The following is a 24,932-nucleotide window of genomic DNA, read 5'->3' as shown; positions in this document are numbered from 1 at the left end:
GCATCAGCCCATCGCGCCACTGGGCGCGTCATGTGGGTGGAGTCATAACCTCATTCAGCCAACGGCATGATTCTCGTTGAGTCGATGGATACCTGCGGTGCCGGTCAAACCGTCCCAGTTGTCGCCGCGTCCTTCGCGCCAGCCGTTGATCCAGGCCTGACGCACTGGAGCCAGACTGAACGGGCAAAGTTCGCGGGATTTGCCGGTGACCCCGTACTGGTAGCCACGTGAATATGCTCTTTCCAACGGATCACGCTTAAGTCTTCTCATAGGGTACTTCCCTCACTTGTTGACTGTAGGTCCCGTCGGCCTCCTGGAGGCCGGGCAGACTGGGTCTGCCGGTAATGCGCTCGCTGCCGGCGTCGCGAGCCAGGGGCGTCGTCTCGTCCTGAGGCGACTGGCCCCAGTTCTAACCAATGCTCATGGTCCTGGGAATGATCGATTTGTCATAAGTACGTCATCTTTGATGATATGAAGGGATAAGCAGGGAAATGCTTCGCATCTTTATCCGAAGCAGACCCAGCAGCAGCAGGGCTTTGCGCCATGCGATGCACCGAAGGGCCTGGATCCGTGTCACACTGGATCGGTCGTCTGAAACACGACGAAGGGTCATGATGGAAACACCGTGAACCGAATTTTTAAGTGTGCCTGACGTTCAAATGGCCTTGTGCCAGTGCGTTGGGTGCCATGGGCTTGCAGGGCAAGCCGCTTGTTCCGAGGGTCGTTCGAACGCCTTCGGGTAAACAGGGGCCAGACGTGCGCGTCTGGCTCTGCGCAACCGCCAGCATAGGCATTGGACTACTCATGTCGGACCGTCACGAACTTTATCTCACCTGCCCCAAGGGCCTGGAAGGCCTGCTCGCCGAAGAAGCGCGCACATTGGGGCTGTTGGAGGTGCGCGAGCATACCTCCGCCATCCGTGGCTCGGCCGACATGGAAACGGCTTATCGGCTCTGCCTGTGGTCGCGCCTGGCCAACCGTGTGCTGCTGGTGCTCGAGCGCTTCTCCATGAACAACGCCGAGGACCTGTACCACGGCGTGCAAGGCGTGGACTGGCAGGATCACCTGGCGGCCGATGGCTCGCTGGCCGTCGAATTCAGCGGCCATGGCTCAGGCATCGACAACACCCACTTCGGCGCGTTGAAGGTCAAGGACGCCATCGTCGACCGCCTGCGCAATCGCGACGGGCTGCGTCCGTCGATCGACAAGCTCAACCCGGACGTGCGCGTGCACCTGCGGCTCGACCGTGGCGAGGCGATCCTGTCGCTGGACCTGTCCGGGCACAGCCTGCACCAGCGTGGCTACCGCCTGCAGCAGGGTGCAGCGCCGCTCAAGGAGAACCTGGCGGCAGCAGTGTTGATTCGTGCGGGCTGGCCGCGCATCGCCGCCGCCGGTGGCGCCCTGACCGACCCGATGTGCGGTGTCGGTACCTTCCTGGTCGAAGGCGCCATGATCGCCGCCGACATTGCACCCAACCTCAAGCGCGAACGCTGGGGCTTCAGCGCCTGGCTCGGCCATGTGCCGGCGCTGTGGCGCAAGGTCCATGACGAAGCCGTCGCCCGTGCTGCCGCAGGCCTGGCCAAGCCGCCGCTGTGGATTCGCGGCTACGAAGCCGATCCACGGCTGATTCAGCCGGGGCGCAACAACGTCGAGCGCGCCGGGTTGAGCGACTGGATCAAGATCTACCAGGGCGAGGTCGGCACGTTCGAGCCGCGGCCCGACCAGAACCAGAAGGGCCTGGTCATCAGCAACCCGCCGTATGGCGAACGCCTGGGCGACGAGGCCAGCCTGCTTTACCTCTACCAGAACCTGGGCGAGCGCCTGCGTCAGGCCTGCATGGGCTGGGAAGCGGCGGTGTTCACTGGCGCGCCCGAGCTGGGCAAGCGCATGGGGCTGCGCAGCCACAAACAGTACGCGTTCTGGAACGGCGCGTTGCCGTGCAAGCTGCTGCTGATCAAGGTCCAGCTTGACCAGTTCGTCACCGGTGAGCGCCGCACGGCCGACACCGAGGTCGAACCTGGGCAGCACGTACCGGCCGCCACCGTCGAAGCGGCTCGCCTGAGCGAGGGCGCGCAGATGTTCGCCAACCGCCTGCAGAAGAACCTCAAGCAGCTGGGCAAGTGGGCGCGTCGCGAGCAGGTCGAGTGCTACCGCCTGTACGATGCCGACATGCCGGAATACGCCGTGGCGGTCGATCTGTACAAGGACTGGGTGCACGTGCAGGAGTACGCTGCGCCGCGTTCCATCGATCCCGAGAAAGCCCAGGCGCGTCTACTGGACGTGCTGGCCGCGATTCCGCGGGCGCTGGGCGTGGCTCAGGAACGCGTGATGCTCAAGCGTCGCGAGCGCCAGAGCGGCACGCGTCAGTACGAACGCCAGGCCACCCAAGGGCAGTTCCTGGAGGTGGCCGAAGGAGGCGTCAAGCTGCTGGTCAACCTGACCGACTACCTCGACACCGGGCTGTTCCTCGATCACCGACCCATGCGCATGCGGATCCAGCGCGAAGCCGCCGGCAAGCGCTTCCTCAACCTGTTCTGCTACACCGCGACGGCCACCGCCCATGCGGCCAAGGGCGGGGCGCGCAGCACCACCAGCGTCGACCTGTCCAAGACCTACCTGGACTGGGCGCGTCGCAACCTCTCGCTCAATGGCTTCTCCGACAAGCATCGGCTCGAGCAGGGTGACGTGATGGCCTGGTTGCAGAACGCGCGGGATACCTTCGACCTGATCTTCATCGATCCGCCGACCTTCTCCAACTCCAAGCGCATGGAAGGGATATTCGACATCCAGCGCGACCATGTCGAGCTGCTCGACCTGGCCATGGCGCGATTGGCGCCCGAAGGCGTGCTGTATTTCTCCAACAACTTCCGTCGTTTCGAGCTGGATGCCAACCTGGCAGAGCGTTATGGCGTCGAAGAGATCAGCGCACAGACCCTGGATCCGGACTTCGCCCGCAATGGCAAGATCCACCGGGCCTGGCGTTTGACACTGCGCTGAAGGGGGGCAGGGCGCTGGCGCGAGGCCGGCGCTTTGATCGTGGTGTGGTCGCACAGAAGTGCATGCCGATTCTCGACTGCACCTGCGGGCCCAGAGGGCCCGTGGCATCAACCGCGCCCTGTATCAGGCCAGACTTCACCGACACCGAAGAAGCAGGCACGCTACCGAGGCCAGGCACCCCGACGTCACGCGCCAGGGCGTGACGCCGGTCGCGTCCGGTGCGGCCTACGGCTGACGCCGCAGGTCCAGCAGCACCTGATCCAGAATCGCCCCGGCGCCCCATGGCTTGGGATCGTTCAGGATCGCGGCGACCGCCCAGGTCGTGCCGTTGTCGTCCCGACTGAAACCGGCGATCGCCCGGACCGTATTGAGCGTGCCGGTCTTGATGTGGCCTTCGCCCATCATGGCGGTGCGCTTCAAGCGCTTGCGCATGGTCCCGTCCATGCCCACCAGGGGCATCGAACTCATGAACTCGGCAGCGTAGGGGCTCTTCCAGGCGGCCTGCAGCAGCGCTGCCATCTCGCGGGTGCTGACCCGTTCGGCCCGTGACAGCCCCGACCCGTTCTCCATCACCAGGTGCGGCGAGGTGATGCCCTTGCGGGCCAGCCACTGGCGGATCACCCGTTGCGCAGCCCGGGCATCGTCGCCGTCGGCATCCGTGCGGAACTGCGCGCCGATGCTCAGGAACAGCTGCTGGGCCATGGTGTTGTTGCTGTACTTGTTGATGTCGCGGATGACCTCGACCAGGTCCGGAGAAAAGGCCCGGGCCAGCAGGCGTGCGCTCTTGGGTACGTTCTCCACCCGGTCACGCCCCTGGATGACGCCGCCCAGTTCGCTCCAGATCGCCCGGACCGCGCCTGCGGTGTAGGTGGGGTGATCGAGCAGCGACAGGTAGGTCTGCGAGTTGCAGCCCTCGCCGAGCTGGCCGGTGATCGTCACGGTGACGCCGTCGGCGTCGGTGACTGGGCTGTAGCGCACGTCGCCCGTGCACTGGCGCGAAGCCACGGCTTTGACCTGGTTGTCGACCCGGATCTTGGCGATGGGCGGCTCGACCGAGACCGACACGGTGCCACCGTCATTGCGCGCGACGAACCGCAGCGCCTTGAGGTTGACCATTAAGGCGTCGGGCTTGACCAGGAAGGGCTTGTTCAGGTCGCCGCCATCGTCGTCGAACTGGGGCAGGTTGGGCTGCACGAAGTGGCTGCGGTCGAGCACCAGGTCGCCGGTGATGGTCCGCACGCCATTGGCCCGCAGGTCGCGCATCAGCAGCCAGAGCTTTTCCATGTTCAGCTTGGGGTCGCCGCCGCCTTTAAGGTAGAGGTTGCCGTTGAGCACACCGTTGTTGAGCGTGCCGTCGGTGAAGAACTCGGTCTTCCACTGAAAGGTCGGCCCCAGCAGCTCGAGCGCCGCGTAAGTGGTCACCAGCTTCATGGTCGAGGCGGGGTTGACCGATACATCGGCATTGAACACGGTGGAGGTGCCGGGTCCATCGAGCGGAATGGTCACCAGCGAGAGGGCCGAGTCCTGCAGTTTGTTGGTCTTGAGCGCCTGTTGAACCTTGGGTGAGAGGGTGGTGTTGACCGGAGCGGCCTGGAGGGGACATGCCAGTGGCAGCAGCAGGCTGGCGAGCAGCAGCGGGCGAAACGAGTTGAACATGATGAAGTGACCCTGCGCGCGAAGGGTGGAATACAAGGGCTGTACAGGTGATGGCCCTGAATACGAAACGTGCGCATTATGCCCCAAGCCTGAGCAACCTTGCGTCACGTTCGGCGTAAAAGCGTGACAAAGGGGCCGTGCGCTGTCCCTGGCCCCTGGCAGGATCTGGCGGGCCTAAAGAAAAGGGCCAGCAGATGCTGGCCCTCGTCGGTGCGGTCTCAGGAGGCCGAGTTGATCGGCTTTTCCGGGTACCAGGCGTCCAGCAGCGGGCTGATGTCGATCTTGGTCAGCTCCGAGCGGCCCTTGAGCCAGGCTTCGACGGCAGCACGTTGCGCTTCGGTGACCGAGCCACGCTCAGCCAGGCAGACCAGGCCGAAATCGTCGCCGCCGACGTAATCCAGGCCGTTGGCATCCATGGCTTCGGTCAGGAACGCATCGAGGAATGCATCGATCGCCTGATCATCCAGATCTTCCTTGAAGCCCAGGTTCAGCTCGAAGCCCAATTCCTGGAACTCGTCCACGCACAGTTTCTTGCGCAGACGACGGGAGCGGTTAGTGGCCATGAAACAATCCTCTTAGGTAATAACGCCGCGCAGTCTACCAGCTTCGCGATCTCAGTGCGTGCTTACGCGCATGAAGGCGAAGGCCCTGGGGGACGTCGGCGGTAGCGGTGAGCGGTCGCACCAATTGCCCTCGCTTTGCGCATCAAAGGCGTTTTCCCAGAACCTTCTAACTGCATGATTCGACGCGTTTTGTCCCAGAGAGGGTGGATTCACACCCATGCGCTCGCCGGGCCATTGATAATTCATGTGCATCAATGTATGAAAACAAATCACTTATCGTTTCAAGATGTGTCAAGCACACTGACCCTACGTAAGCGAACAAGCAATCAATAAAATCGCTGGAGAATTAGCCATGTCATCCTCGTCCGCCCCTGCCGCGGCCTCTGGGCGCTCTCGCGCCGCAGCGGTGTTCCGAGTCACCTCGGGCAACTTCCTCGAACAATTCGACTTCTTCCTGTTCGGCTTCTACGCCACGCAGATCGCCTCGGCCTTCTTCCCCGCATCCAGCGAATTCGCCTCGCTGATGATGACCTTCGCGGTGTTCGGCGCCGGCTTCCTGATGCGTCCGCTCGGTGCCATCGTCCTGGGCGCCTACATCGACGATGTCGGGCGCCGCAAAGGGTTGATCGTCACCCTGTCGATCATGGCCAGTGGCACCTTGCTCATCGTGCTGGTGCCCGGCTATGCGAGCATCGGCCTGTGGGCGCCTGCGCTCGTGTTGCTGGGGCGGCTGCTGCAAGGGTTCTCCGCCGGTGCGGAGCTGGGCGGCGTGTCCGTCTACCTGGCCGAAATGGCCACGCCGGGGCGCAAGGGGTTCTACACCAGCTGGCAGTCCGGTAGCCAACAGGTGGCGATCATCGTCGCGGCCGCGCTGGGGTACGCCTTGAACCAGGGAATGGCCCCTGCGCAGGTCGCCGAATGGGGCTGGCGCATTCCGTTCGCCGTGGGTTGCATGATCATTCCCTTCATCTTCCTGCTGCGCCGCAATCTGCAGGAAACCGAGGAATTCGCCCAGCGTGCCCATCGCCCGAGCATGCGTGAAGTGGTCGGCACCCTGGCGCAGAACTGGCGCACGGTGCTGGCCGGCATGCTCATGGTGGCCATGACCACCAGCGCCTTCTACCTGATCACCGTGTACGCACCGACCTTCGGCAAGACCGTGCTCAACCTCAGCACCACCGACGCCTTGCTGGTGACATTGCTGGTCGGGGTGTCCAACTTCATCTGGTTGCCGATCGGCGGCATGCTGAGCGACCGCTTCGGCCGCAAGCCCATGCTGGTAGCCATGACGGTGCTGACCATTTTCACGGCGTATCCCGCGCTGTCGTTCCTGGCCCAGGCGCCGAGCTTCGGCCACATGCTCGAAGTGCTGCTGTGGTTCTCGTGCCTGTATGCGCTCTACAACGGCGCGATGATTCCGGCGCTGACCGAAATCATGCCGGTCGAAGTCAGGGTCGCCGGGTTCTCCCTTGCCTACAGCCTGGCCACCGCGCTGTTCGGCGGCTTCACCCCGGCCATGTCCACCTGGCTGATCCACACCACTGGCGACAAGGCCGCGCCTGCCTACTGGGTGACGTTCGCAGCGGTCTGCGCCTTGTGCGCCACCTTGGTCCTGTACCGCCGTCTGGCCCTGCGTCCGCAGTTGGCCGTGTAATCGGCGATTTCATCCCCGGCGCGTCTGCGCCGGGCCTTTCGGCATCGAGCGAGTCAAGCCCCATGAAACCGTTCCTCCTGTCCAGCAAGAGCCTGGCATTCGCCAGCCTGGTCGCCCTGAGCGCCACGGCGCATGCCGAGCACCTGACCGTGATGACCTCCGGCGGCTTCACTGCCGCCTACAAGGCGTTGAGCCCTGGCTACGCGGCCAAGAGCGGCGATACCTTGACGACGGTGTTGGGCCCTTCGATGGGCAAGGCGCCTGAAGCGATCCCCAATCGCCTGGCGCGCGGCGAGCACGCGGACGTGGTGATCATGGTCGGCTATGCGCTCGACGAACTGATCAAGCAAGGCAAGGTCGACCCTGCCTCGCGGGTCGAGCTGGCCGATTCGCGCATCGGCATGGTGGTCAAGGCCGGCGCGCCGAAGCCTGCGATCGGTACCGATGCCGAACTTACGTCGGCGCTGCTGAAGGCCAAGTCGGTGGCGTATTCCGACAGCGCCAGTGGTGTGTACATCCAGGATAAATTGTTCAAGACGTTGGGTATCGAGCCGTCGATGCGTGGCAAGAGCACGATGGTCGAGAAGACACCGGTGGCTTCCCGCGTGGCCCAAGGCGACTACGAACTGGGCTTTCAGCAGGTGGCCGAGCTGCTGCCGGTGCCGGGCGTGACGTTCGCCGGCAAGATTCCCGAGAGCGTACAGTCGGTCACGCGATTCGCCGCCGGTATCCCGGTGAATGCCGAGCATCCGACGCAGGCCAAGGCCTTGCTGCGCTATCTGGCCTCGCCCGAGGTCCAAAATGCCGTGCGCGCCACCGGACTGGATTCAGTCGCTCGCTGAGTGCCGCCGCATGTCCCGGATGCGCTCGATCAGGTCGAGTGCAGCCGGGGTCAGCGTACGGCCGCGACGCTGGATCAGACCAACGTTCCTGAACACCTCAGGCTCGATCAACGGGATGCTTTTCAACAACGGATGCTCGCCGACGGGCATCGCGATGGACGGTACCGGGGCAATGCCCAGGCCTGCTTCCACCAGGCCGAGCATGGTGGTGACGTGGCGAGTGAGGCAGATACTGGGCCGCGCGGGTTGCACGTTCACCAACGCCTGGTCCATCAAGAGCCGGTTGCCCGACGTTTCGTCCAGCCCGATGTGCGCATGGGTGAACATTTCCGCCCAGCTGACCTGCTCCCGGTCGGCCAGCACGTGATCCTTGCGACAGGCGATCACGTAACGTTCCTGCAACAGCAGCTCGAAATCCACCTCAGGCGCCAGGTTGCCGCTGAAGCTGACCCCGAAATCGGCTTCGCCGCACGCCACGGCCGTGTTCACGTCATTGGCGCTGGCATCCAGGAGCTTCACCACGATGTTCGGGTACGCCTGATGGAAGGCACTGACCACGGTCGGCATGAAGTAATAGGCCGTCGAGGGGACGCAGGCGATGGTGACGCTGCCGATGCGCGACGAGCGTTTGTTGCCGATCGTCATCAGCGCCAGGTCCACCTCGTCCAGCACGCGCTCGGCCTGGGGCAGGAACGCCCGGCCGACCGTGGTCAGGCTGACCCGGCGCGTGGTGCGCTCGAAGAGCTTCACGTTCAGCGCGGTCTCGAGCTTCTCGATGCGTCGGCTGAGCGCAGGCTGGGTGATGCGGATGGCTTCGGCAGCCTTGCGAAAGCTGCCGTTCTCGACGACAGCGCGAAAGGCCTGCAGATCGTTGAGGTCGAAATTCAAGGACATCGGGGCGCCGCAGTGAGGTCGGAGAACGAAGGCCCGCCTTCGCAGGCGAGTCCTCGGAGTGCGCCACTATACGCGCTAAGCGTTGCCGATCCCAAGCGACCCGTCGACCGAGGCATGCGAACCATGCGCGGTGTGGGAGGGCGTCGGCCCGACGTGCGCCTGGAGAATGCCTTGCAAGGCACGCTCGACCCGGCGCATGTGCCGGGCCAGGGCCTGGCGGCGGCGTCTGAGTTGCAACGAAGTCGCCGTCAGTGCGTCACGCTGCACCGCTTCGCACGCCGCACACAAGGCGTCGGCACCCAGCAGGCGTGCCGGTCCGAGGACCTTGTGTGCCACCTCGGACAGCGCCTCGCGCTGCGTGTCGGGGTCGACGGCCATCAGCCCGAGGAGGTCCTGATGCAGGCAGTGTCGCAAGGTTTCCAGCAGGCGCTGACGCTCGTGGGGATCGTTGCCGTCGATCGCGTCCAGCCCCGTCAGGTCGATTCGGGCGACCAGCGCAGGTGCTGGCAAAGGAGCGATGTGGGCCAAACGCCGACCCAGCGCCTGTAGATCGATGGGTTTGAACAGGCAGTCGTCCATGCCGGCTTCCAGGCACTGTTGAAGAATCTCCGGTTGGGCGTTGGCCGTGTAGCCAAGAAGCGTGCAACGGGGACGTCCTGTGCGGGCTTCCTCTTCACGGATGCGCCGAGCCAGCTGATAGCCATTCATGACCGGCATGTTGCAATCCACCACCAGCACATCGAAGAGGTTCTTGCGCCAGAGTGCGAGGCCTTCTTCCCCATGGCTCGCGCTTCGATGAGGGACGCCGAGGAAGGCCAGTTGCTGACCCAGCAGCAGGACATTGGCCGGATGATCGTCCACCACCAGCACGCGCAAGCGTGCATCCGGTGTTTCGATGCGAACGACCGGATCGGGCGCGGAGGCCGGCTCGACGGCCTGCAGTGGCACTGACAGACGGACCCGTGTCCCGACCCCGAGCAGGCTGTCCATGGTCAGGCTGGCACCCATCAGCTGGCAGATGGCCTGGCTGATCGCAAGGCCCAAGCCCGTCCCGGCACGGGCGCGATCGCTGTCCGGATCGACTTGCGCGAAGGCGGTGAACAGGCGTTTGAGGTCTTCTTCGTGAATGCCGATGCCGCTGTCGCGCACTTCCAGCTCCAAATGCGTGGCCGCGGGATCGTCGGCCGCCTGCCGGCGCATGCTGATGCGCACCTGGCCATGATCGGTGAACTTGATGGCGTTGCCGATCAGGTTGCACAGGACCTGCTTGAAACGCATCGGGTCGAGCAGGGCATGACAACGTGCGTCGGCCGCGATGTCCACTTCCAGCGCCAGCCCCTTCTGCCGTGCCAGCCCGTCGAACATGCTGGCCACGGCTTCCACCAGTTCGGCCACGGCAACCGGTTCCGGGCTCAAGCTCAGGTGGCCGGATTCGATCCGGACGAAATCGAGGATGTCGCCAATGAGCTTGAGCAGGTCCCTGGCGGAGCGGTGCGCCACGGCGATCGCTTCACGCTCCAGGCGGCCCTGATCGGCATGCTTGAGCGCCAGTTCGAGCATGCCGAGCACGGCGTTCATCGGGGTGCGGATCTCGTGGCTCATGGTCGCCAGGAACGTGCTCTTGGCCCGGTTGGCCTGGTCGGCACGCTGCTTGGCCAGACTCAGGTCCTGCACCAGCTTGCGACGATCGCTGATGTCGATCCAGCCGCAGATGATGCCTTGAACCTGCCCGAGCGAATCGCGATAGGGCAGGATCCAGTGGTAGATGGTCAGCTCGCGATCCTTCAGGCGCAGGGGACGATCGGTGATCAGGGGCTTGGCCTGCTCCAGGACCTTCAGGTAGTCGGCCTGGATCTGACGCGTGTAGGCACAGTTGCTCATCACGCTGTCCTGCAGGCGCTTGCCGATGACCTGCTCGGCGCTCGCCTGGACGGTATCCAGGTAACTCTGGTTGCAGGTCTGCATGCGTCCTTCGCGGTCACGCACGTACATCGGGTGCGGGGTGCCGTCGAGCAGCGCGCGCATGAACGCCACCTGGTCGTTCAGGGCCCGCTCGGCCCGCTCGCGCTGGGCGATCTGGCGTCGCAGCCGGGTGTTCCAGATCAAAGACAGCACCAGCAGTAGCAGCGTACCGACGACGATCTGCAGGACGATGCGCTGGTAGGCCTGCCACTGCGTGTCGTCATGGTGGCTGTAGCCGCGCCAGCGACTGTTGATGACGCCCAGCTCCTCGGGCGAGATGCTCAGCAAGGCCTTGTCGAGAATCTGGGCCAGCTCCTTGCAGCGCAGGGGCGTCGCCATCGAGAACACCGCTGGCGCTTCGCTGACCGTGGTGCGCATGAGCAGCTCCGCATCGTTGGCCAGGGCATGATTGGCGTCGACCAGGGACGCGACGACGGCATCGACCTGGCCGTCCTTGAGCAGCGCGATCGCCTTGGGAGTACCGTCGGTGATGCTCTGCAGGATGTGCGGGTATCGTTGGGCCAGCTTTTCGGCCAGCGGCGTATCGCGCGGGATGGCCAGTCTGCGATGGGCCAGGTCGTCCAGCGAAGCCGGCTGTCGCTCGCCCTGCTTGCTGATCAGCACGTAGGAGGTTTCCAGGTACGGACGGCTGGCGCTCAACTGGTCGGCATGCCGCTCGGGATGGGCGATGGCGGCGATCACGTTGGCCTTGCCCTCCTTGAGCAGGCGCACCATGTCCTCGGTGCCGGTGGCCCGTATGACCTCGAAGCGCAGCCCGGTACGCAGGCGGATCAGCTCCAGGAGATCGGCGGCAATGCCACGGAAATTGTCGTGCTTGTCGAAGAACGTCAGCGGCGCGGCGGTTTCGTCGATTGCCACGCGCATGACCGGGTGTTCGTGCAGCCAGCGCTCCTCGCGGGGCGTGAGCTGCAGCTTGCGATCGGTCATCAGGGTGTCGCTGCCCGTGCTCCAGCGCTCGAAGATGTCCTTGCGCGTCAGCGCAGGCAGGCCGGAGAGGACGGCGTTGACCAGCGTCAGCAGTACCGTGTCGTCGCGCCGCAGTGCGAAACCGAAGCCGACCGCTTCATGCTTGCCGAAGTTGGCCATCGTCAGGTTCGGCAAATGGCCCTGGTTGAGCTGATAGAGCGTGGAAATGGTATCGCCGATGAACACGTCGGCCTGCCCGAAGGCCACGGCGTTCAGAGCGCTGGCTGGCGTAGGGTGGCTCTGCAGCGTGGCGCCGGGATAGGCTGCATGGACCTCGGCCGACGGCAGGTAGTGGTAGAGCATGCTCAGGCGCAGACCGGACAGCCCCATGTCCAGGGGCCGGTTTTCGTTTTCGCGCGTCACCAGCACGGGCTGGTCTGTCGCATACGGTACCGAAAGGCTCACGTCGGCAAAGGCCGCCTCGTAGCCATTGGCGCTGCCCAGCAAGTCGATCTGGCCATTTTTCAAGGCCTGGATCGCCGCCTGGCGATCCGCAAAGCGCAGGACCTTGATCGGCATGCCCAGGCTTGCGCCCAGGACCGCCGCATGGTCGGCGGTCAACCCTTGGTAATCCCGTCCCCCGGAGGTGATGTCGAAGGGCGGGTAATCAGGCGCGGACGTCCCGAGGCGCAATTCACGACGCTCTTCGATCCAGCGCCGCTGCTGTGCATCCAAGATCAGCTTCACGGGCACCGGTCGACCCCGGTCGAGCAGCGTCAGCAGCGTGACGTCGTCGGCGGCCAGCAGGGTCGGGCACGCGGTCAGCAGCCACCCGACGCACACCAGTGCAACAGACCAACGCATGACCGGATCAGACCAGAGCGTTGCGTTTGGCGATGTCGATGAGTTCGACCAGCGAGTCGGCTCTCAACTTCTGCATGAGACGCTTCTTGTAGGTGCTGACCGTCTTGTTGCTGAGAAACATGCCCGAAGCGATTTCCTTGTTACTGCGACCTTGTGCAAAAAGTTGTAACACCATGAGTTCGCGGTCATTCACCAACTTGAATAACGCCAAGTCACGGCTCTCACTTTCTTGGGCCGGATTGATGGCCTGGCTTGGGAAATAATTGTAACCAGACAGTACCGCCTTGATGGCGCTCAACAGTTCACTCAAGTCTTCCTGCTTGCAGACGTACCCGGCGGCGCCAGAATGCATGCAGCGCACGGCGAACAGGGCAGGGGACTGGGCCGTCAGCACCAGCACCTTCAGGGGCAGCGCCATGGACTGAAAGCGCGACAGGACTTCCAGGCCATCCAGTTTCGGGATGCTGATGTCGAGAATGACCAAGTCCGGACGGCACTCGCGAACCATCTGCATGGCATCCACGCCATTGTCGGACTCACCCACGACCTTGTAACTCTGGTTTTCCAGCAACATGCGAACGGCCAGGCGAATGACCGGATGGTCATCGACAATGAAGACTGAATACATATTAACTTTCCATAGATGTCGAAGGCAGGGCAGCACCTTAGCTCAGTTGTCAGATGGCGGACATGAGCGTTCGGGCTTTAAAGGTTATCTAGGAAATGGACTACAACAGAAAATCGCTAAGACTACAAAATACGGATCCAGTCCACCCATTCGAATGCACAGTCATCGCCATGGGAGGGCGATCGTAGAGGGGGTGTGACCGGCTGCCACAGTGTCGGTCGCCTGCCAGGTGCCCACCTGAGGCGTGGGCAGGCGCAAAGGCCTGGCGCGTCTTACACGCCGCTGGCGCGCCCGGTCATTTCACGCGCCATCTCGCTCGCGTAGCTGTCGGTCATGCCGGCGATGAAGTCGATCATGCGCAGAAAGGCCGCATGCAGCGACCCGTCGGGCGAAGGGGCGTTGTTGCCGAGCAGGTCGAGCACGCGGCGGCTCTTGAACGACGGCGAGCGACCTCCGTGCTGCTCCAGCGCCGCGCCGCAAAAGGCATTGAGCAGGATGTCCAGCGTGGTGTAGGCGCCGATCTCGTGCAGCGTCTTGCGCTTGTCCTGGAAGATCTTCTTGCGTGCCACGTCCTTGGCCTGCAGCACGCACTGCTTGGCTGGCCCGTGCATGTGCTCGACCAGATCGCCGCTCAGGCGGCCCTCGAGCAGCGCCGACTGCTGTTCGACGAAGGCACGTGCCGCCGCATTGGTCAGGTGCTCGATGGCCTTGCCGCGCAGGATGGCCAACTTGCGCCGGCGCGAATCGTTCGGACCCAGTTGACGGTAGGTGTCGGGCAGGTCGTCGCCCACCAGGCTGAGCAGCAGGGCTTCGACTTCCTCGTACCCCAGCAGCTCCATTTCCAACCCGTCCTCCAGGTCGATCAGCGCGTAGCAGATGTCGTCCGCAGCCTCCATCAGGTAGACCAGTGGATGGCGCGCCCAGCGCTGTTCGTCGAGCTGCGGCAGGCCCAGCCGTCCGGCGATCTGCTCCAGCAGCGGCAGCTCGCTCTGGTAGCAGCCGAACTTGTGCTTCTTGTAGCCCAGCGCGTCGGCGTGCCGCGCGCTCCAGGGGTACTTGAGGTACGTTCCCAAGGTGGCATAGGTCAGGCGCATGCCACCTTCGAACTGATGGTACTCGAGTTGAGTCAACACCCTGAAGCCCTGGGCGTTGCCTTCGAAATTGAGAAAATCGCCGCGCTGATCGTCGCTCATGTCGTCCAGCCAGCCGCGTCCGGCAGCCTGTTGGAACCAGTGGCGAATCGCATCTTCGCCCGAATGGCCGAACGGCGGGTTGCCGATGTCGTGGGCCAGGCAGGCCGATTGCACCACCATGCCCAGGTCGCTGGGTGCGCACCAGTCGGGCAAGGCATCGCGCAGCGTCTCACCCACACGCATGCCCAGCGAACGACCCACGCAGCTGACTTCCAACGAGTGGGTCAGGCGCGTGTGGATGTGGTCGTTGCTGGTCACCGGATGGACCTGGGTCTTGCGGCCCAGGCGCCGGAACGCGCCGGAGAAGATGACGCGGTCATGATCTTTGTGGAAAGGGCTGCGGCCCAGTTCCTCAGGGCTGTACAGGGCCTTGCCCAGGCGTTCGCGGGTCAGCAGAGTCTGCCAGTCCAAGGTCTATCTCCGGTCAGGTAAGGGTCTGGCTGCCCGCGACAGGGCACGTGTGCAACGTTCAGCGCCGTTGGCGACGCGCCTGAAGCACCAGGCGCGCTAGCGGGATCAGGGTGGCGCCGATGCGCACCAGGCGCGTCAGCTTGCCACCCCGCATGCCCTTGCCCGTCAGGAAGCCCAGGGCGCTGACGGCACTGACGCCCCACAGTGGGGCGTGGTTCAAGCCCATGCCACCTTGCAGCGAACTGCCCATGGAGCGCAAGCGGTGCAGCGGCGACAGCAGATGGGACGTCTCCTGACGGATCTCCTGGCGGTGCATCTCCATGCGCAGACGCAGCAAGGCCTTGCGCAGTTCGCGTGGATCGCGTGAGTCGGGAAGAGTAGGCAGGCTCATGGCAACAGGCGCTCCCGGTCCTTGGCAAGTTCTTCGAGGGTGGCGTGGAACGGCGACGACTCGTCGAACACGGCAGCCTTCACGCGCAGGCCGCAGACGAGCGTGGCCAGGGCGTAGAAGACGCACAGGCCGATGATGCCGGCCAGGCGATAGGTGTCCCAGACCAGTACCAGCAGCAAGCCCGACAGGGCGCACAGCAGCAGCAGGGCGAACAACAGCCCCAGGCCTGCGAACAACAGCAGCCTCAGCGAGCGAGCCTTCTGTTCCTGCAGTTCGATGCCGAACAGTTCCAGATGACCATGCAGCAGGCCGAGCACGGAGGCGCCGAGGCGCCTGGCCGTCGTGGCACTGCCGGTCTCCACTGTTTCCTTATCCATGGACGTTCCTTAGCGGCGGTTGGCCAACAGACCGATCAGCAGACCGACGCCGGCGGCAATGCCGACCGCCTGCCAGGGTTTTTCGCGGATGTAGTCATCGGCGACGCACAGGGCTTCTTCGCCACGCTGGCGTACCGTGTCATGGGTCGACTCAAGGGTCTGACGGGCTTGCAGCAGGCGCTCTTCGATCTGCCCGCGCAGCTCGGTCGCCTGGTCACCGGCGATGCCGGCGGTGTCGGTCAGCAGCTTTTCGGTGTCACGGATCAGCGCCTGGATATCGTTCCTGAGGATGTCTTGTGCCTGCTTTACCGAGGTGGTCATGCGTGTCTCCCTGAAAAGGTGTGTGGAGGGTTCGAGTCTCGGACCGCTTGGAAGGTTCAGCCTAAGGTCCTGGTATAGCCTTTGCTTTGTCCTTGCGCAAAATCGTAGATGCCGCACCGGATGCGTGCATGGTTGTTCACACAGGGATCACACTCCTTACGAGACACCCCGTTCGGCCATCGGCCCGCCCTGCCACTGCATCCGTGCCCACCGACGCCGTTCGGAGCTGGCACTGAAACGGTGCAAGGCAAGGACCGCGTGAGCCTTAAGGGTGCTTTTTTCAGGCAGACCATTCGATGGAATCACTTCACCCGGCCACCGATGCGCTCATCCAGGGCGCCAATACACTGTTCCTTCTCATGGGCGCCATTCTGGTGCTGGCCATGCATGCGGGCTTCGCCTTTCTCGAAGTGGGCACGGTGCGCCACAAGAACCAGGTCAATGCCTTGTGCAAGATCCTCAGCGACTTCGCCATCTCGGCCGTGGCCTATTTTTTCGTCGGCTACTGGGTCGCCTATGGGATCGGTTTCCTGCAACCGGCCGCCGTGCTGACGCAGGAGCATGGCTATGCGCTGGTCAAGTGCTTCTTCCTGCTGACCTTCGCCGCGGCGATCCCTGCCATCATCTCCGGCGGCATCGCCGAGCGCGCGCGCTTCGCACCGCAGCTGTGCGCCACGGCCTTGATCGTGGCGCTGGTCTATCCCAGCTTCGAAGGCATCGTCTGGAACGGCAACCTGGGCGTGCAGGCCTGGCTCACGGCCCGGTTCGGTGCACCGTTCCACGATTTCGCAGGGTCGGTGGTGGTGCATGCCATGGGCGGCTGGCTGGCGTTGACCGCCGTCATCCTGCTCGGCGCGCGTCGTGGTCGCTACCGTGAAGGCCGGGTGGTGGCCTTCGCACCGTCGAGCATCCCGTTCCTGGCCTTGGGGTCGTGGATCCTGATCGTCGGCTGGTTCGGCTTCAACGTCATGAGCGCGCAAACGCTGGAAGGGGTCAGCGGTCTGGTGGCGATCAACTCGCTCATGGCCATGGTCGGCGGGACGCTGGCGACGCTGCTGGCCGGTCGCAACGACCCGGGCTTCCTGCACAATGGTCCGCTGGCGGGCCTGGTGGCGGTGTGCGCCGGGTCGGATGTGATGCACCCGGTGGGTGCGCTGGCCACCGGCTTGATCGCCGGCGTACTGTTCGTTTGGAGTTTCACGGCGGCGCAGAACCGCTGGAAGATCGATGACGTGCTGGGCGTCTGGCCGTTGCACGGCCTGTGCGGTGCCTGGGGTGGCCTGGCCTGCGGCGTCTTCGGCCTGACAGGCCTGGGTGGCCTGGGGGGCGTCAGCCTGATCAGTCAAGCAATCGGCAGCCTGGCGGGCGTGCTGGTGGCGCTGGTCGGGGGCTTTGCCGTGTATGGGGCGATCACATGGATGCACGGCCTGCGCCTGGATCAGGAGCAGGAGTTCCAGGGCGCGGACCTGGCCTTGCACCGGATCGGCGCCACCAGCCAGGAGTGATCGACCGGGTCTGCCCCAGGTGCGCAAGGGGAGCGATGGGCCTAGACTGACGGCTCGTTCGCGATCACGGGAGACGCTGTCCATGCTGCCTGAATGCCAACTGTTCGGCACCCTGGGATGCCATCTGTGCGAGCTGGCCGAGGCCTTGCTCATGCCTTGGGTCGATCACGGTCTGCTGGTCGAGCTGGTCGACATCAGCGAGCACCCGGAGTCCTTCGAACGCTATGCCTGGCGCTTGCCCGTCCTGCGCCGCTGCGACACGGGCGCCGAACTCGACTGGCCCTTCGACGGGGCGCAGATCGCTGGCTTCTTGCGTTGAGCGAAAGCCCTTGGTGTTTGACGGCATCGGGCAGGCTCTTTATCCTGTATGCCTATACAGTAAGGGTGGTAGAGAACTGATGGTCAATGTCGAGCAATTGAAGGACAGCGTCAATCGCATGGAGGTGAGCAGCGTCCTCGAGGCGGCGCTGGAGCTGCGGCTCGACGGCCTGGTGGTCGGTGAGCGCACGCCGTTCGGCAAGGTGCACTTCAACACCTGCTTCGCCGAGGTCGAAGCGCTATTCCAGCGCGCCGGGTATCACCGTCCACTCGATGTGGTGGGTTACGAAGGCCAGGTCTATGCCCTGTATGACCCCAGTCGCTGGGAGGCGGTGCAGGTGCTGCGCTGGCTCAAGGAGCGCAGCGAGACGCCGTCTGCCGCTGGTGGCCAGGTCGCGCTTGGCGGATAATGCCGCGTCTTATCGCCACCGAGTCGTTCCCATGTCCGCGCCGTTCGATCCCGCCCTGCAGCAAGCCAGCACGGTCTGCCTTCCGCCTGGGGCTTGGGACACCGTGCTCGATTGTTTGAGCGAGCATTTCAAGGCGATAGGACGCCAAGGGTGGCTCGACCGTTTTCAGCGAGGGCGCGTGCTCGATGCCACAGGCCAGCCGGTGCCGGCGGATCTGCCCTACCGACGTGGTCTGCGCTTGCATTATTTTCGCGAAGTGCCGAACGAGCGCCCGATTCCGGTGCAGGAAATCGTCTTGCATATGGACGATCACTTGGTGGTGGTCGACAAGCCGCATTTCCTGCCGGTGACGCCCACGGGTGAGTACGTCGAGCAGACCTTGCTGCGGCGCCTGATCCGCCGGCTGGACAACCCGCACCTGGTCCCCTTGCACCGCATCGATCGACACACGGCCGGGTTGGTGCTGTTTTCCAGCAACCCCCAGAGCCGCAGCGCTTACCAGCGGCTGTTTCCCGAGCGGCGCATCGACAAGCAGTACCAGGCCATCGCTCCGGCCCTGCCTGACTTGCCGGTGCCCTACGTTCACACGAGTCGTCTGGCCCATGGAGAACCGTTCTTCCGCATGCAGGAAGTCCCCGGTGTGCCGAACAGCGAGACCCAGGTCCGGGTGCTGGAAAAACGGGGTGAGTGGTGGCGCTATGGCCTGTCGCCGGTAACGGGCAAGACCCACCAGTTGCGGGTGCACATGGCCGCGCTGGGGGCTGCGATTCAATACGACCCGTTCTATCCGAACCTGGTCGCGCAGGCCGATGACTACGGCAGGCCGCTCAAGCTACTGGCCCAGCGGTTGAGCTTCACGGATCCGTTGAACGGGGAAGGGCGGGTGTTCGACAGCACCTTGACCTTGGACTGGGCCTGATAGGGCCGTCCTGGTTGCTCTGTGGCGTGTGGGGAGGGTGGCCTTTTCTGTCAACCGGCGGCGCCTGCATCGCGGGCAAGCCCCACAGGATGTTTGCATAGGCATGCTTACCTCGACAGGCTACAGAGACCTGGGTGGGGGCTGCAGAGATCGGTGTGGGAGCTGGCTTGCCAGCGATGAGGCCCGGTCAATTACCCCCTCTCACTGGCCAGCCTGCCCCCTTCCAGCCCCTACCGATTGAACCGCTCGACCAACGAGTACTGCCCCGTCGCCGTGCGCGTGAGTTCTTCACTCAACAGCGCCGAGCTCTGTGCCTGTTCGGCGGTCTGGTCAGCCAGTTGCGCGATGGTAGTGATGTTGCGGCTGATCTCGTCGGCCACGGCCGTCTGTTCTTCGGTCGCGGCCGCGATCTGGGTGGTCATGTCGGTGATGTGCGCCACCGCATCGCTGATGCCCGACAGCGCCCGGTCGGCCTCCATCACCCGCGCCACGCCTTCCTCGGCCTGGCGGTGCCCGGCCTCCATGGTCAGCACTGCATTGTTGGCGGTCTGCTGCAGCTTGGCGATCAGGGTGTGGATCTGCCCGGTGGACTCGGCCGTGCGCTGCGCCAGCTGGCGCACTTCATCGGCGACCACCGCGAAGCCGCGGCCCATCTCGCCCGCCCGCGCCGCTTCGATGGCGGCGTTGAGCGCCAACAGGTTGGTCTGGTCGGCGATGCCCTTGATCACATCGACCACACCGCCGATCTCGTCGCTGTCCTTGGCCAACTGCGTGACGGTCTGCCCGGTCTCGCCGACGGCGGTGGACAGGCGCTCGATGGCCTCGCGGGTTTCCCCGGCGATCAGGCGGCCTTCGCCGGTCAGGCGATTGGCCTGTTGCGTGGCGTCGGCCGTGCGCTGTACGTGGGTCGCCACTTCCTGGGTGGTGGTGGCCATCTGGTTGACGGCCGTGGCCACCTGCTCGGTTTCCACGCGCTGGCGTTCCAGGCCGGTCGAACTCTGGTGCGCCAGGGCATCGGACTGCTTCGCCTGTTGGTTCAGGTGCTCGGCACTGTCCTGCAGGCGGGTCAGGCAGGTCTTCAGGCGCGCGTCCTGGCTGAGCATGGCCATTTCCAGGCGTGCCTGCACGCCGCGGCTGTCGGTGTACATCTGCGCGATCAGTGCGTCGGAGGTGGTCTGTTCGGCCAGGCGCAGCAGACGCTTGAGGCCCCGCTGCTGCCAGCTCAGGCCGAGCAATCCCAGAGGCACGCTCAAGGCGGCCGCCAGGGCAAAGCCCCAGCTCTGGCCCAGCCAGCTGCCGATCAGGAACCCGACCTGGCTGACCAGGATGAAAGGCAGCCAGTCCTGCATCACCGGCAGCCAGGTGTCCCGGCGCGGCACGGCGGACTTGCCCTGGGCCAGGCGCTGGTACAGCTGCTCGGCCCGGCGGATCTGTTCGGCGGTGGGCTTGATGCGCACCGACTCGAAGCCGATCACCTGATCGTTCTCGAAGATCGGGGTGACGTAAGCGTTGACCCAGTAGTGATCGCCCGACTTGCAGCGGTTCTTGACGATGCCCATCCAGGGCTGGCCTTGCTTGAGCGTCTGCCACATGTGGGCGAACACGGCTTGTGGCACGTCGGGATGCCGTACCAGGTTGTGCGCCGCACCGATCAGTTCATCGCGCGTGAAACCGCTGATGTCGATGAAGTCATCGTTGCAATAGGTGATGACTCCCTTGGCATTGGTCGTGGAAATCAACCGCTGCTGGGCAGGGAAAGTCCGTTCTCTCTGGGTGATCGGCTGGTTGTTACGCATCTGCTGTTCTATCCGCTCTGTCCGCGAAGGCTTTGGACAGCTATCGGCACCCCGGCGCGTTTGTTGAGCAGGATTTCTGGAAAAGTTCCCGAAGCGTGGCGTTTTTTCAGGCGGCCGCAGCCCGCAGACAAAGAGGGTGGGAGAAGAAAAGGGCAGAGGCCATGGCTGGAGAGGGTGAGGCGACCTCCTGGAATCGCAGGGCGGCCCCAGGAGGTGAGCCCGATCGCCTTACTGCGCGATCAGCTGACGGAGCACATAGTGCAGGATGCCACCGGCCTTGAAGTATTCCACTTCATTGAGGGTGTCGATCCGGCACAGCACCTCGATGTCACGTACCTGGCCATCTTCCTGGGTGATCCGCAGTGGCAGGCTCATGCCGGGACGGATCGTCGCGTCACGCAGGCCGCGCACGTCGATCCGTTCCTTGCCGGTCAGGCCCAACGACTGGCGGTTGTCCCCCGCCTTGAACTGCAGCGGCAGCACGCCCATGCCCACCAGGTTGGAGCGGTGGATGCGCTCGAAGCTTTCTGCCAGGACCGCCTTGACCCCGAGCAGGTTGGTGCCCTTGGCAGCCCAGTCGCGGCTCGAGCCGGTACCGTACTCCTGGCCCGCGATCACCACCAGGGGCGTGCCTTCGGCCTGGTAGCGCATGGCAGCGTCGTAGATCGCCAGCTTCTCGCCCGTGGGCACGTGCAGCGTATTGCCGCCTTCCTCGCCGCCGAGCATCTCGTTGCGAATACGGATGTTGGCGAAGGTCCCGCGCATCATCACCTCGTGGTTGCCGCGTCGCGAACCATAGGAGTTGAAGTCGCGGGTTTCCACCCCTTTGTCCCGCAGGTAGCGACCGGCCGGGCTGTCGGCCTTGATGTTGCCGGCAGGCGAGATGTGGTCGGTGGTCACCGAATCCCCCAGCAGGGCCAGGATGTGCGCGCCCTGGATATCGTCGATGGCAGGTGGGGGGCCTGCGATCTCGTCGAAGAACGGTGGGTGCTGGATGTAGGTGGAATCGTCCTGCCAGACGTAGGTGGCCGCCTGCGGCACGTCGATGGCCTGCCACTGTGCGTCGCCAGCGAACACCTCGGCGTATTCCTTGTGGAACATCGCGGTGTCGACCTTGGCCACGGCATTGGCGATTTCCTGCTGGGTCGGCCAGACATCGCGCAGGTAGACCGGCTGACCATCGGCGCCGGTGCCTAGCGGGTCCTGGGTCAGGTCGACACGCACGCTGCCGGCCAGCGCGTAGGCGACCACCAGGGGCGGGGAGGCCAGCCAGTTGGTCTTGACCAGTGGGTGCACCCGCCCTTCGAAGTTGCGGTTGCCCGACAGCACCGAGGCCACGGTCAGGTCGCCCTCGGTCACGGCCTGCTCGATGGCCTCGTCCAGCGGCCCGGAGTTGCCGATGCAGGTGGTGCAGCCATAGCCGACCAGGTCGAAGCCCAGGGCGTCGAGGTAGGGCGTCAGGCCGGCGGCCTGGAAGTATTCGGTCACCACCTTCGAACCCGGCGCCAGAGAGCTCTTGACCCATGGCTTGCGCTGCAGGCCTTTTTCCACGGCCTTTTTCGCCACCAGCCCGGCCGCCATCATCACGCTCGGGTTGGAGGTGTTGGTGCAAGAGGTGATCGCTGCGATCACCACCGCACCATCGCGCAGCACGTGAGTCGTGCCGCCCTGGGTATAGCTGACTTCACCAGCCTGGTCGGCATTGCCTACCGCCACGCCACCGCCGCCTTCGCTTTCCAGGCGGCCCACCTCCTGGCGTGCGGGCCTGGGTTGCAGCTCGAGGAAGCTGTCGAACGCCACCGCCACCCGGTCCAGCTCGACCCGGTCCTGCGGCCGCTTGGGGCCGGCCAGGCTGGCCTGGACCTCGTTCATGTCCAGCGCCAGCGCATCGCTGAAGACCGGCTCCTGGCCCGGCAGGCGCCAGAGCCCCTGGGCCTTGCAGTAGGCTTCCACCAGCTCGACGGTTTCCTGCGGGCGACCCGACAGGCGCAGGTAGTCCAGCGTCACCTCGTCGACCGGGAAGAAGCCGCAGGTGGCGCCGTATTCCGGGGCCATGTTGGCGATGGTGGCCCGGTCGGCCAGGGGCAACTGCGCCAGACCGTCGCCATAGAATTCGACGAACTTGCCGACTACGCCTTTCTTGCGCAGCATCTGGGTCACGGTCAGCACCAGGTCGGTGGCGGTGATGCCCTCGCGCAGCTTGCCGGTCAGCTTGAAGCCGATCACTTCCGGGATCAGCATCGATACCGGCTGGCCCAGCATGGCCGCCTCCGCTTCGATGCCGCCGACGCCCCAGCCCAGCACGCCCAGGCCGTTGATCATGGTGGTGTGCGAATCGGTGCCGACCAAAGTGTCGGGGAAGGCGAAGGTACGGCCGTCCTCCTCGCGTGTCCAGACGGTGCGGCCCAGGTACTCCAGGTTGACCTGGTGACAGATACCGGTGCCTGGGGGCACGACGCTGAAGTTGTCAAAGGCGCTCTGGCCCCAGCGCAGGAACGCATAGCGCTCACCATTGCGCTGCATTTCGATGTCGACGTTCTCGGTGAAGGCGTGGTCACTGCCGTACTTGTCGACCATGACCGAGTGGTCGATCACCAGGTCCACCGGCGACAGCGGATTGATGCGCTGGGGGTCGCCGCCGGCCTTGGCCATGGCCGCACGCATGGCGGCCAGGTCGACCACGGCGGGCACGCCGGTGAAGTCCTGCATCAGGACACGCGCGGGGCGGTACTGGATCTCGCGGTCCGAACGCTTGTCCTTGAGCCAGCCGGCCAGGGCGTGCAGGTCGTCGCGGCTGACGGTCTGGTCGTCTTCCCAGCGCAGCAGGTTCTCCAGCAGGACCTTGAGCGACATCGGCAGGCGCTGCAGATCGCCCAGTTCACGCGCGGCGTCGGGCAGGCTGTAGTAGTGGTAGACGCGGTCTGCCACGGTGAGGGTTTTGAGAGTCTTCAGGCTATCGAGCGAGGGCATTGCCAACTCCTTCTGCGCCGGTGCCCGGCACATCGTGGAGTGTCGCCGGTGTCACCGCTCTGTATGAGGGTCCGCACGGCACGGACCAGGCTCGGGGGCCGGGCTGCGTCGCCCGACCTGACCCTACACTGGACCGGCCAGGCAGGTCGCAGGTTCAGATCGGTTCCTTTATCATTCGCCGCCTTGTCGCCGCGGCCCTCGCGGTGGAACAAGGCGTGCGCCACCTGCGCCGCCGTCGTGGAGTGAAAGATGGATACCCTGTTGATGCATTGCCGGCCCGGTTTCGAGGGCGAGGTCTGCGCCGAGATCAGCGAGCACGCCGCCCGCCTGGGCGTGCCGGGCTATGCCCGCAGCAAACCGCAGACGGCCTGCGCCGAATTCGTCTGCCTGGAGACGGGTGGGCCGGAGCGGCTGATGAGCGGCGTGCGCTTCGAGCAGCTGATCTTCATCCGGCAGTGGGCCCGCGGGCGCTTCGTCGACCTGCCCGAACAGGACCGCATCAGCGTGCTGCTCGAACACCTGGCCGAGCTGCCGGTGTGCACGAGCCTGTGGCTGGAGGTGCTCGACAGCAACGACGGCAAGGAACTGTCGACCTTCTGCCGCAAGTTCGAGGTCCCGCTGCGCAAGGCGCTGCTCAAGGCCGGACGGCTGGTCGAGCAGGGTCAGGGCTCGCGTTTGCTGCTGACCTTCATCAGTGGGCGTCGGGTGTTTCTGGGGCTGGCCGAAGAAGACAATTCGGCGCACTGGCCCATGGGCATTCCGCGGCTCAAGTTCCCTCGCGAGGCGCCCAGCCGTTCGACGCTCAAACTGGAGGAAGCCTGGCACCACTTCATCCCTCGCGACGAGTGGGATGCGCGGCTGTCCGACGACATGACGGGTGTCGACCTGGGTGCCTCGCCCGGTGGCTGGGCCTACCAGCTGGTGCGCCGGGGCATGCTGGTGACCGCCATCGACAATGGGCCGATGGCCGAAAGCCTGATGGACACCGGCCTGGTCCAGCACCTGATGGCCGATGGCTTCACCTGGCAGCCCAAGCAGACGGTGGACTGGATGGTCTGCGACATCGTCGAGAAGCCGGCGCGTACCGCGTCGCTGATCGAGACCTGGCTGGGCGAGGGCCTGTGTCGCGAGGCGGTGGTCAACCTCAAGCTGCCGATGAAGCAACGCCATGCCGAGGTGCGGCGGCTGCTCGAACGCATGGAGGCAGGGTTCAAGGCGCGCAAGGTGCGCGTGTCGATCGCCTGCAAGCAGCTGTACCACGACCGCGAAGAGGTGACCTGTCACCTGCGTCGGCTGGACCTCAAACCCCGCGCACGATAAGGCATCGGCAGCGT

General features: G+C 64.6%; 20 protein-coding genes. 8 read left to right on the top strand and 12 right to left on the bottom strand.

Annotated elements, in window-relative coordinates; all coding sequences use genetic code 11:
• Window positions 1–54: 54 nt before the first annotated feature.
• The gene (gene rmf, locus G7007_RS09870) at window positions 55–270 is read right to left on the bottom strand and encodes a ribosome modulation factor (protein WP_085987436.1); all 216 of its coding nucleotides are present in this window, start codon (window positions 268–270) and stop codon (window positions 55–57) included.
• A 534-nt stretch (window positions 271–804) separates the two neighbouring features.
• Between rmf and rlmKL the strand changes: the two genes are divergently transcribed.
• Window positions 805–2,997: a bifunctional 23S rRNA (guanine(2069)-N(7))-methyltransferase RlmK/23S rRNA (guanine(2445)-N(2))-methyltransferase RlmL gene (gene rlmKL / locus G7007_RS09865; protein ID WP_181101301.1), complete on the top strand. Its 2,193-nt coding sequence runs from the start codon at window positions 805–807 to the stop codon at window positions 2,995–2,997.
• Between the two features lie 225 nt (window positions 2,998–3,222).
• Here rlmKL and dacB read toward each other — a convergent pair whose 3' ends face one another.
• Window positions 3,223–4,653: a D-alanyl-D-alanine carboxypeptidase/D-alanyl-D-alanine endopeptidase gene (gene dacB / locus G7007_RS09860; RefSeq protein WP_181101299.1), complete on the bottom strand. Its 1,431-nt coding sequence runs from the start codon at window positions 4,651–4,653 to the stop codon at window positions 3,223–3,225.
• A gap of 218 nt (window positions 4,654–4,871) precedes the next feature.
• Entirely contained in the window at window positions 4,872–5,216 is a 345-nt protein-coding gene (locus G7007_RS09855; RefSeq protein ID WP_181101297.1) for a YggL family protein, read from the bottom strand.
• 352 nt (window positions 5,217–5,568) lie between these two features.
• On the opposite strand from G7007_RS09855, the gene G7007_RS09850 reads away from it, so the two are divergent.
• Both G7007_RS09850 and G7007_RS09845 read left to right on the top strand, forming a co-directional pair.
• The gene (locus G7007_RS09850) at window positions 5,569–6,870 is read left to right on the top strand and encodes an MFS transporter (RefSeq protein ID WP_181101296.1); all 1,302 of its coding nucleotides are present in this window, start codon (window positions 5,569–5,571) and stop codon (window positions 6,868–6,870) included.
• Between the two features lie 62 nt (window positions 6,871–6,932).
• Window positions 6,933–7,712 (top strand): substrate-binding domain-containing protein, encoded by a 780-nt coding sequence (locus tag G7007_RS09845; protein WP_181101294.1) that lies wholly within the window; start codon window positions 6,933–6,935, stop codon window positions 7,710–7,712.
• Here the strand turns inward: G7007_RS09845 and G7007_RS09840 are convergent.
• From G7007_RS09840 to G7007_RS09810, 7 genes are all read right to left on the bottom strand, one after another.
• The gene (locus G7007_RS09840; protein ID WP_181101292.1) at window positions 7,698–8,606 is read right to left on the bottom strand and encodes a LysR family transcriptional regulator; all 909 of its coding nucleotides are present in this window, start codon (window positions 8,604–8,606) and stop codon (window positions 7,698–7,700) included. The two genes, G7007_RS09845 and G7007_RS09840, sit on opposite strands and share 15 nt — an antisense overlap.
• A gap of 75 nt (window positions 8,607–8,681) precedes the next feature.
• The gene (locus G7007_RS09835) at window positions 8,682–12,359 is read right to left on the bottom strand and encodes a transporter substrate-binding domain-containing protein (RefSeq protein WP_181101290.1); all 3,678 of its coding nucleotides are present in this window, start codon (window positions 12,357–12,359) and stop codon (window positions 8,682–8,684) included.
• Window positions 12,360–12,366: 7 nt separating this feature from the next.
• A complete protein-coding gene (locus G7007_RS09830; protein WP_181101289.1) occupies window positions 12,367–12,987 on the bottom strand; it encodes a response regulator transcription factor in 621 nt (206 codons plus the stop codon).
• 272 nt (window positions 12,988–13,259) lie between these two features.
• Window positions 13,260–14,591, bottom strand: coding sequence for a deoxyguanosinetriphosphate triphosphohydrolase (locus G7007_RS09825; RefSeq protein ID WP_181101287.1), 1,332 nt, complete (start codon window positions 14,589–14,591; stop codon window positions 13,260–13,262).
• A gap of 58 nt (window positions 14,592–14,649) precedes the next feature.
• Window positions 14,650–14,982, bottom strand: coding sequence for a hypothetical protein (locus G7007_RS09820; RefSeq protein ID WP_181101285.1), 333 nt, complete (start codon window positions 14,980–14,982; stop codon window positions 14,650–14,652).
• Entirely contained in the window at window positions 14,979–15,359 is a 381-nt protein-coding gene (locus G7007_RS09815) for a phage holin family protein (RefSeq protein ID WP_181101283.1), read from the bottom strand. The genes G7007_RS09820 and G7007_RS09815 overlap by 4 nt, the downstream gene beginning before the upstream one ends.
• A gap of 9 nt (window positions 15,360–15,368) precedes the next feature.
• Entirely contained in the window at window positions 15,369–15,680 is a 312-nt protein-coding gene (locus G7007_RS09810; protein WP_181101281.1) for a DUF883 family protein, read from the bottom strand.
• A gap of 296 nt (window positions 15,681–15,976) precedes the next feature.
• Here G7007_RS09810 and G7007_RS09805 point away from each other — a divergent pair, with 296 nt between their 5' ends.
• From G7007_RS09805 to G7007_RS09790, 4 genes are all read left to right on the top strand, one after another.
• On the top strand, window positions 15,977–17,185 hold the full coding sequence (locus G7007_RS09805; protein ID WP_181101279.1) for an ammonium transporter: 1,209 nt from the start codon (window positions 15,977–15,979) through the stop codon (window positions 17,183–17,185).
• Between the two features lie 82 nt (window positions 17,186–17,267).
• The gene (locus G7007_RS09800; RefSeq protein WP_181101277.1) at window positions 17,268–17,504 is read left to right on the top strand and encodes a glutaredoxin family protein; all 237 of its coding nucleotides are present in this window, start codon (window positions 17,268–17,270) and stop codon (window positions 17,502–17,504) included.
• Window positions 17,505–17,583: 79 nt separating this feature from the next.
• Window positions 17,584–17,913 carry a transcriptional regulator gene (locus tag G7007_RS09795; RefSeq protein WP_181101275.1) on the top strand — a complete coding sequence of 110 codons (330 nt, stop codon included), beginning with the start codon at window positions 17,584–17,586 and terminating at the stop codon, window positions 17,911–17,913.
• Window positions 17,914–17,944: 31 nt separating this feature from the next.
• Window positions 17,945–18,832 (top strand): pseudouridine synthase, encoded by an 888-nt coding sequence (locus tag G7007_RS09790; protein WP_181101274.1) that lies wholly within the window; start codon window positions 17,945–17,947, stop codon window positions 18,830–18,832.
• Window positions 18,833–19,062: 230 nt separating this feature from the next.
• Here G7007_RS09790 and G7007_RS09785 read toward each other — a convergent pair whose 3' ends face one another.
• Window positions 19,063–20,628 carry a methyl-accepting chemotaxis protein gene (locus G7007_RS09785; RefSeq protein ID WP_181101272.1) on the bottom strand — a complete coding sequence of 522 codons (1,566 nt, stop codon included), beginning with the start codon at window positions 20,626–20,628 and terminating at the stop codon, window positions 19,063–19,065.
• A gap of 228 nt (window positions 20,629–20,856) precedes the next feature.
• A complete protein-coding gene (acnA, locus tag G7007_RS09780) occupies window positions 20,857–23,598 on the bottom strand; it encodes an aconitate hydratase AcnA (RefSeq protein WP_181101270.1) in 2,742 nt (913 codons plus the stop codon).
• Window positions 23,599–23,847: 249 nt separating this feature from the next.
• Between acnA and rlmM the strand changes: the two genes are divergently transcribed.
• Window positions 23,848–24,918 carry a 23S rRNA (cytidine(2498)-2'-O)-methyltransferase RlmM gene (gene rlmM / locus G7007_RS09775; RefSeq protein ID WP_181101268.1) on the top strand — a complete coding sequence of 357 codons (1,071 nt, stop codon included), beginning with the start codon at window positions 23,848–23,850 and terminating at the stop codon, window positions 24,916–24,918.
• The last annotated feature ends 14 nt before the right edge of the window (window positions 24,919–24,932 follow it).

This window comes from Pseudomonas entomophila (assembly GCF_013523125.1).
Lineage (GTDB): Bacteria > Pseudomonadota > Gammaproteobacteria > Pseudomonadales > Pseudomonadaceae > Aquipseudomonas > Aquipseudomonas entomophila_B.
Note: the sequence above shows the minus strand (reverse complement) of the source record. Positions and strands in the feature narration are given on the sequence as shown.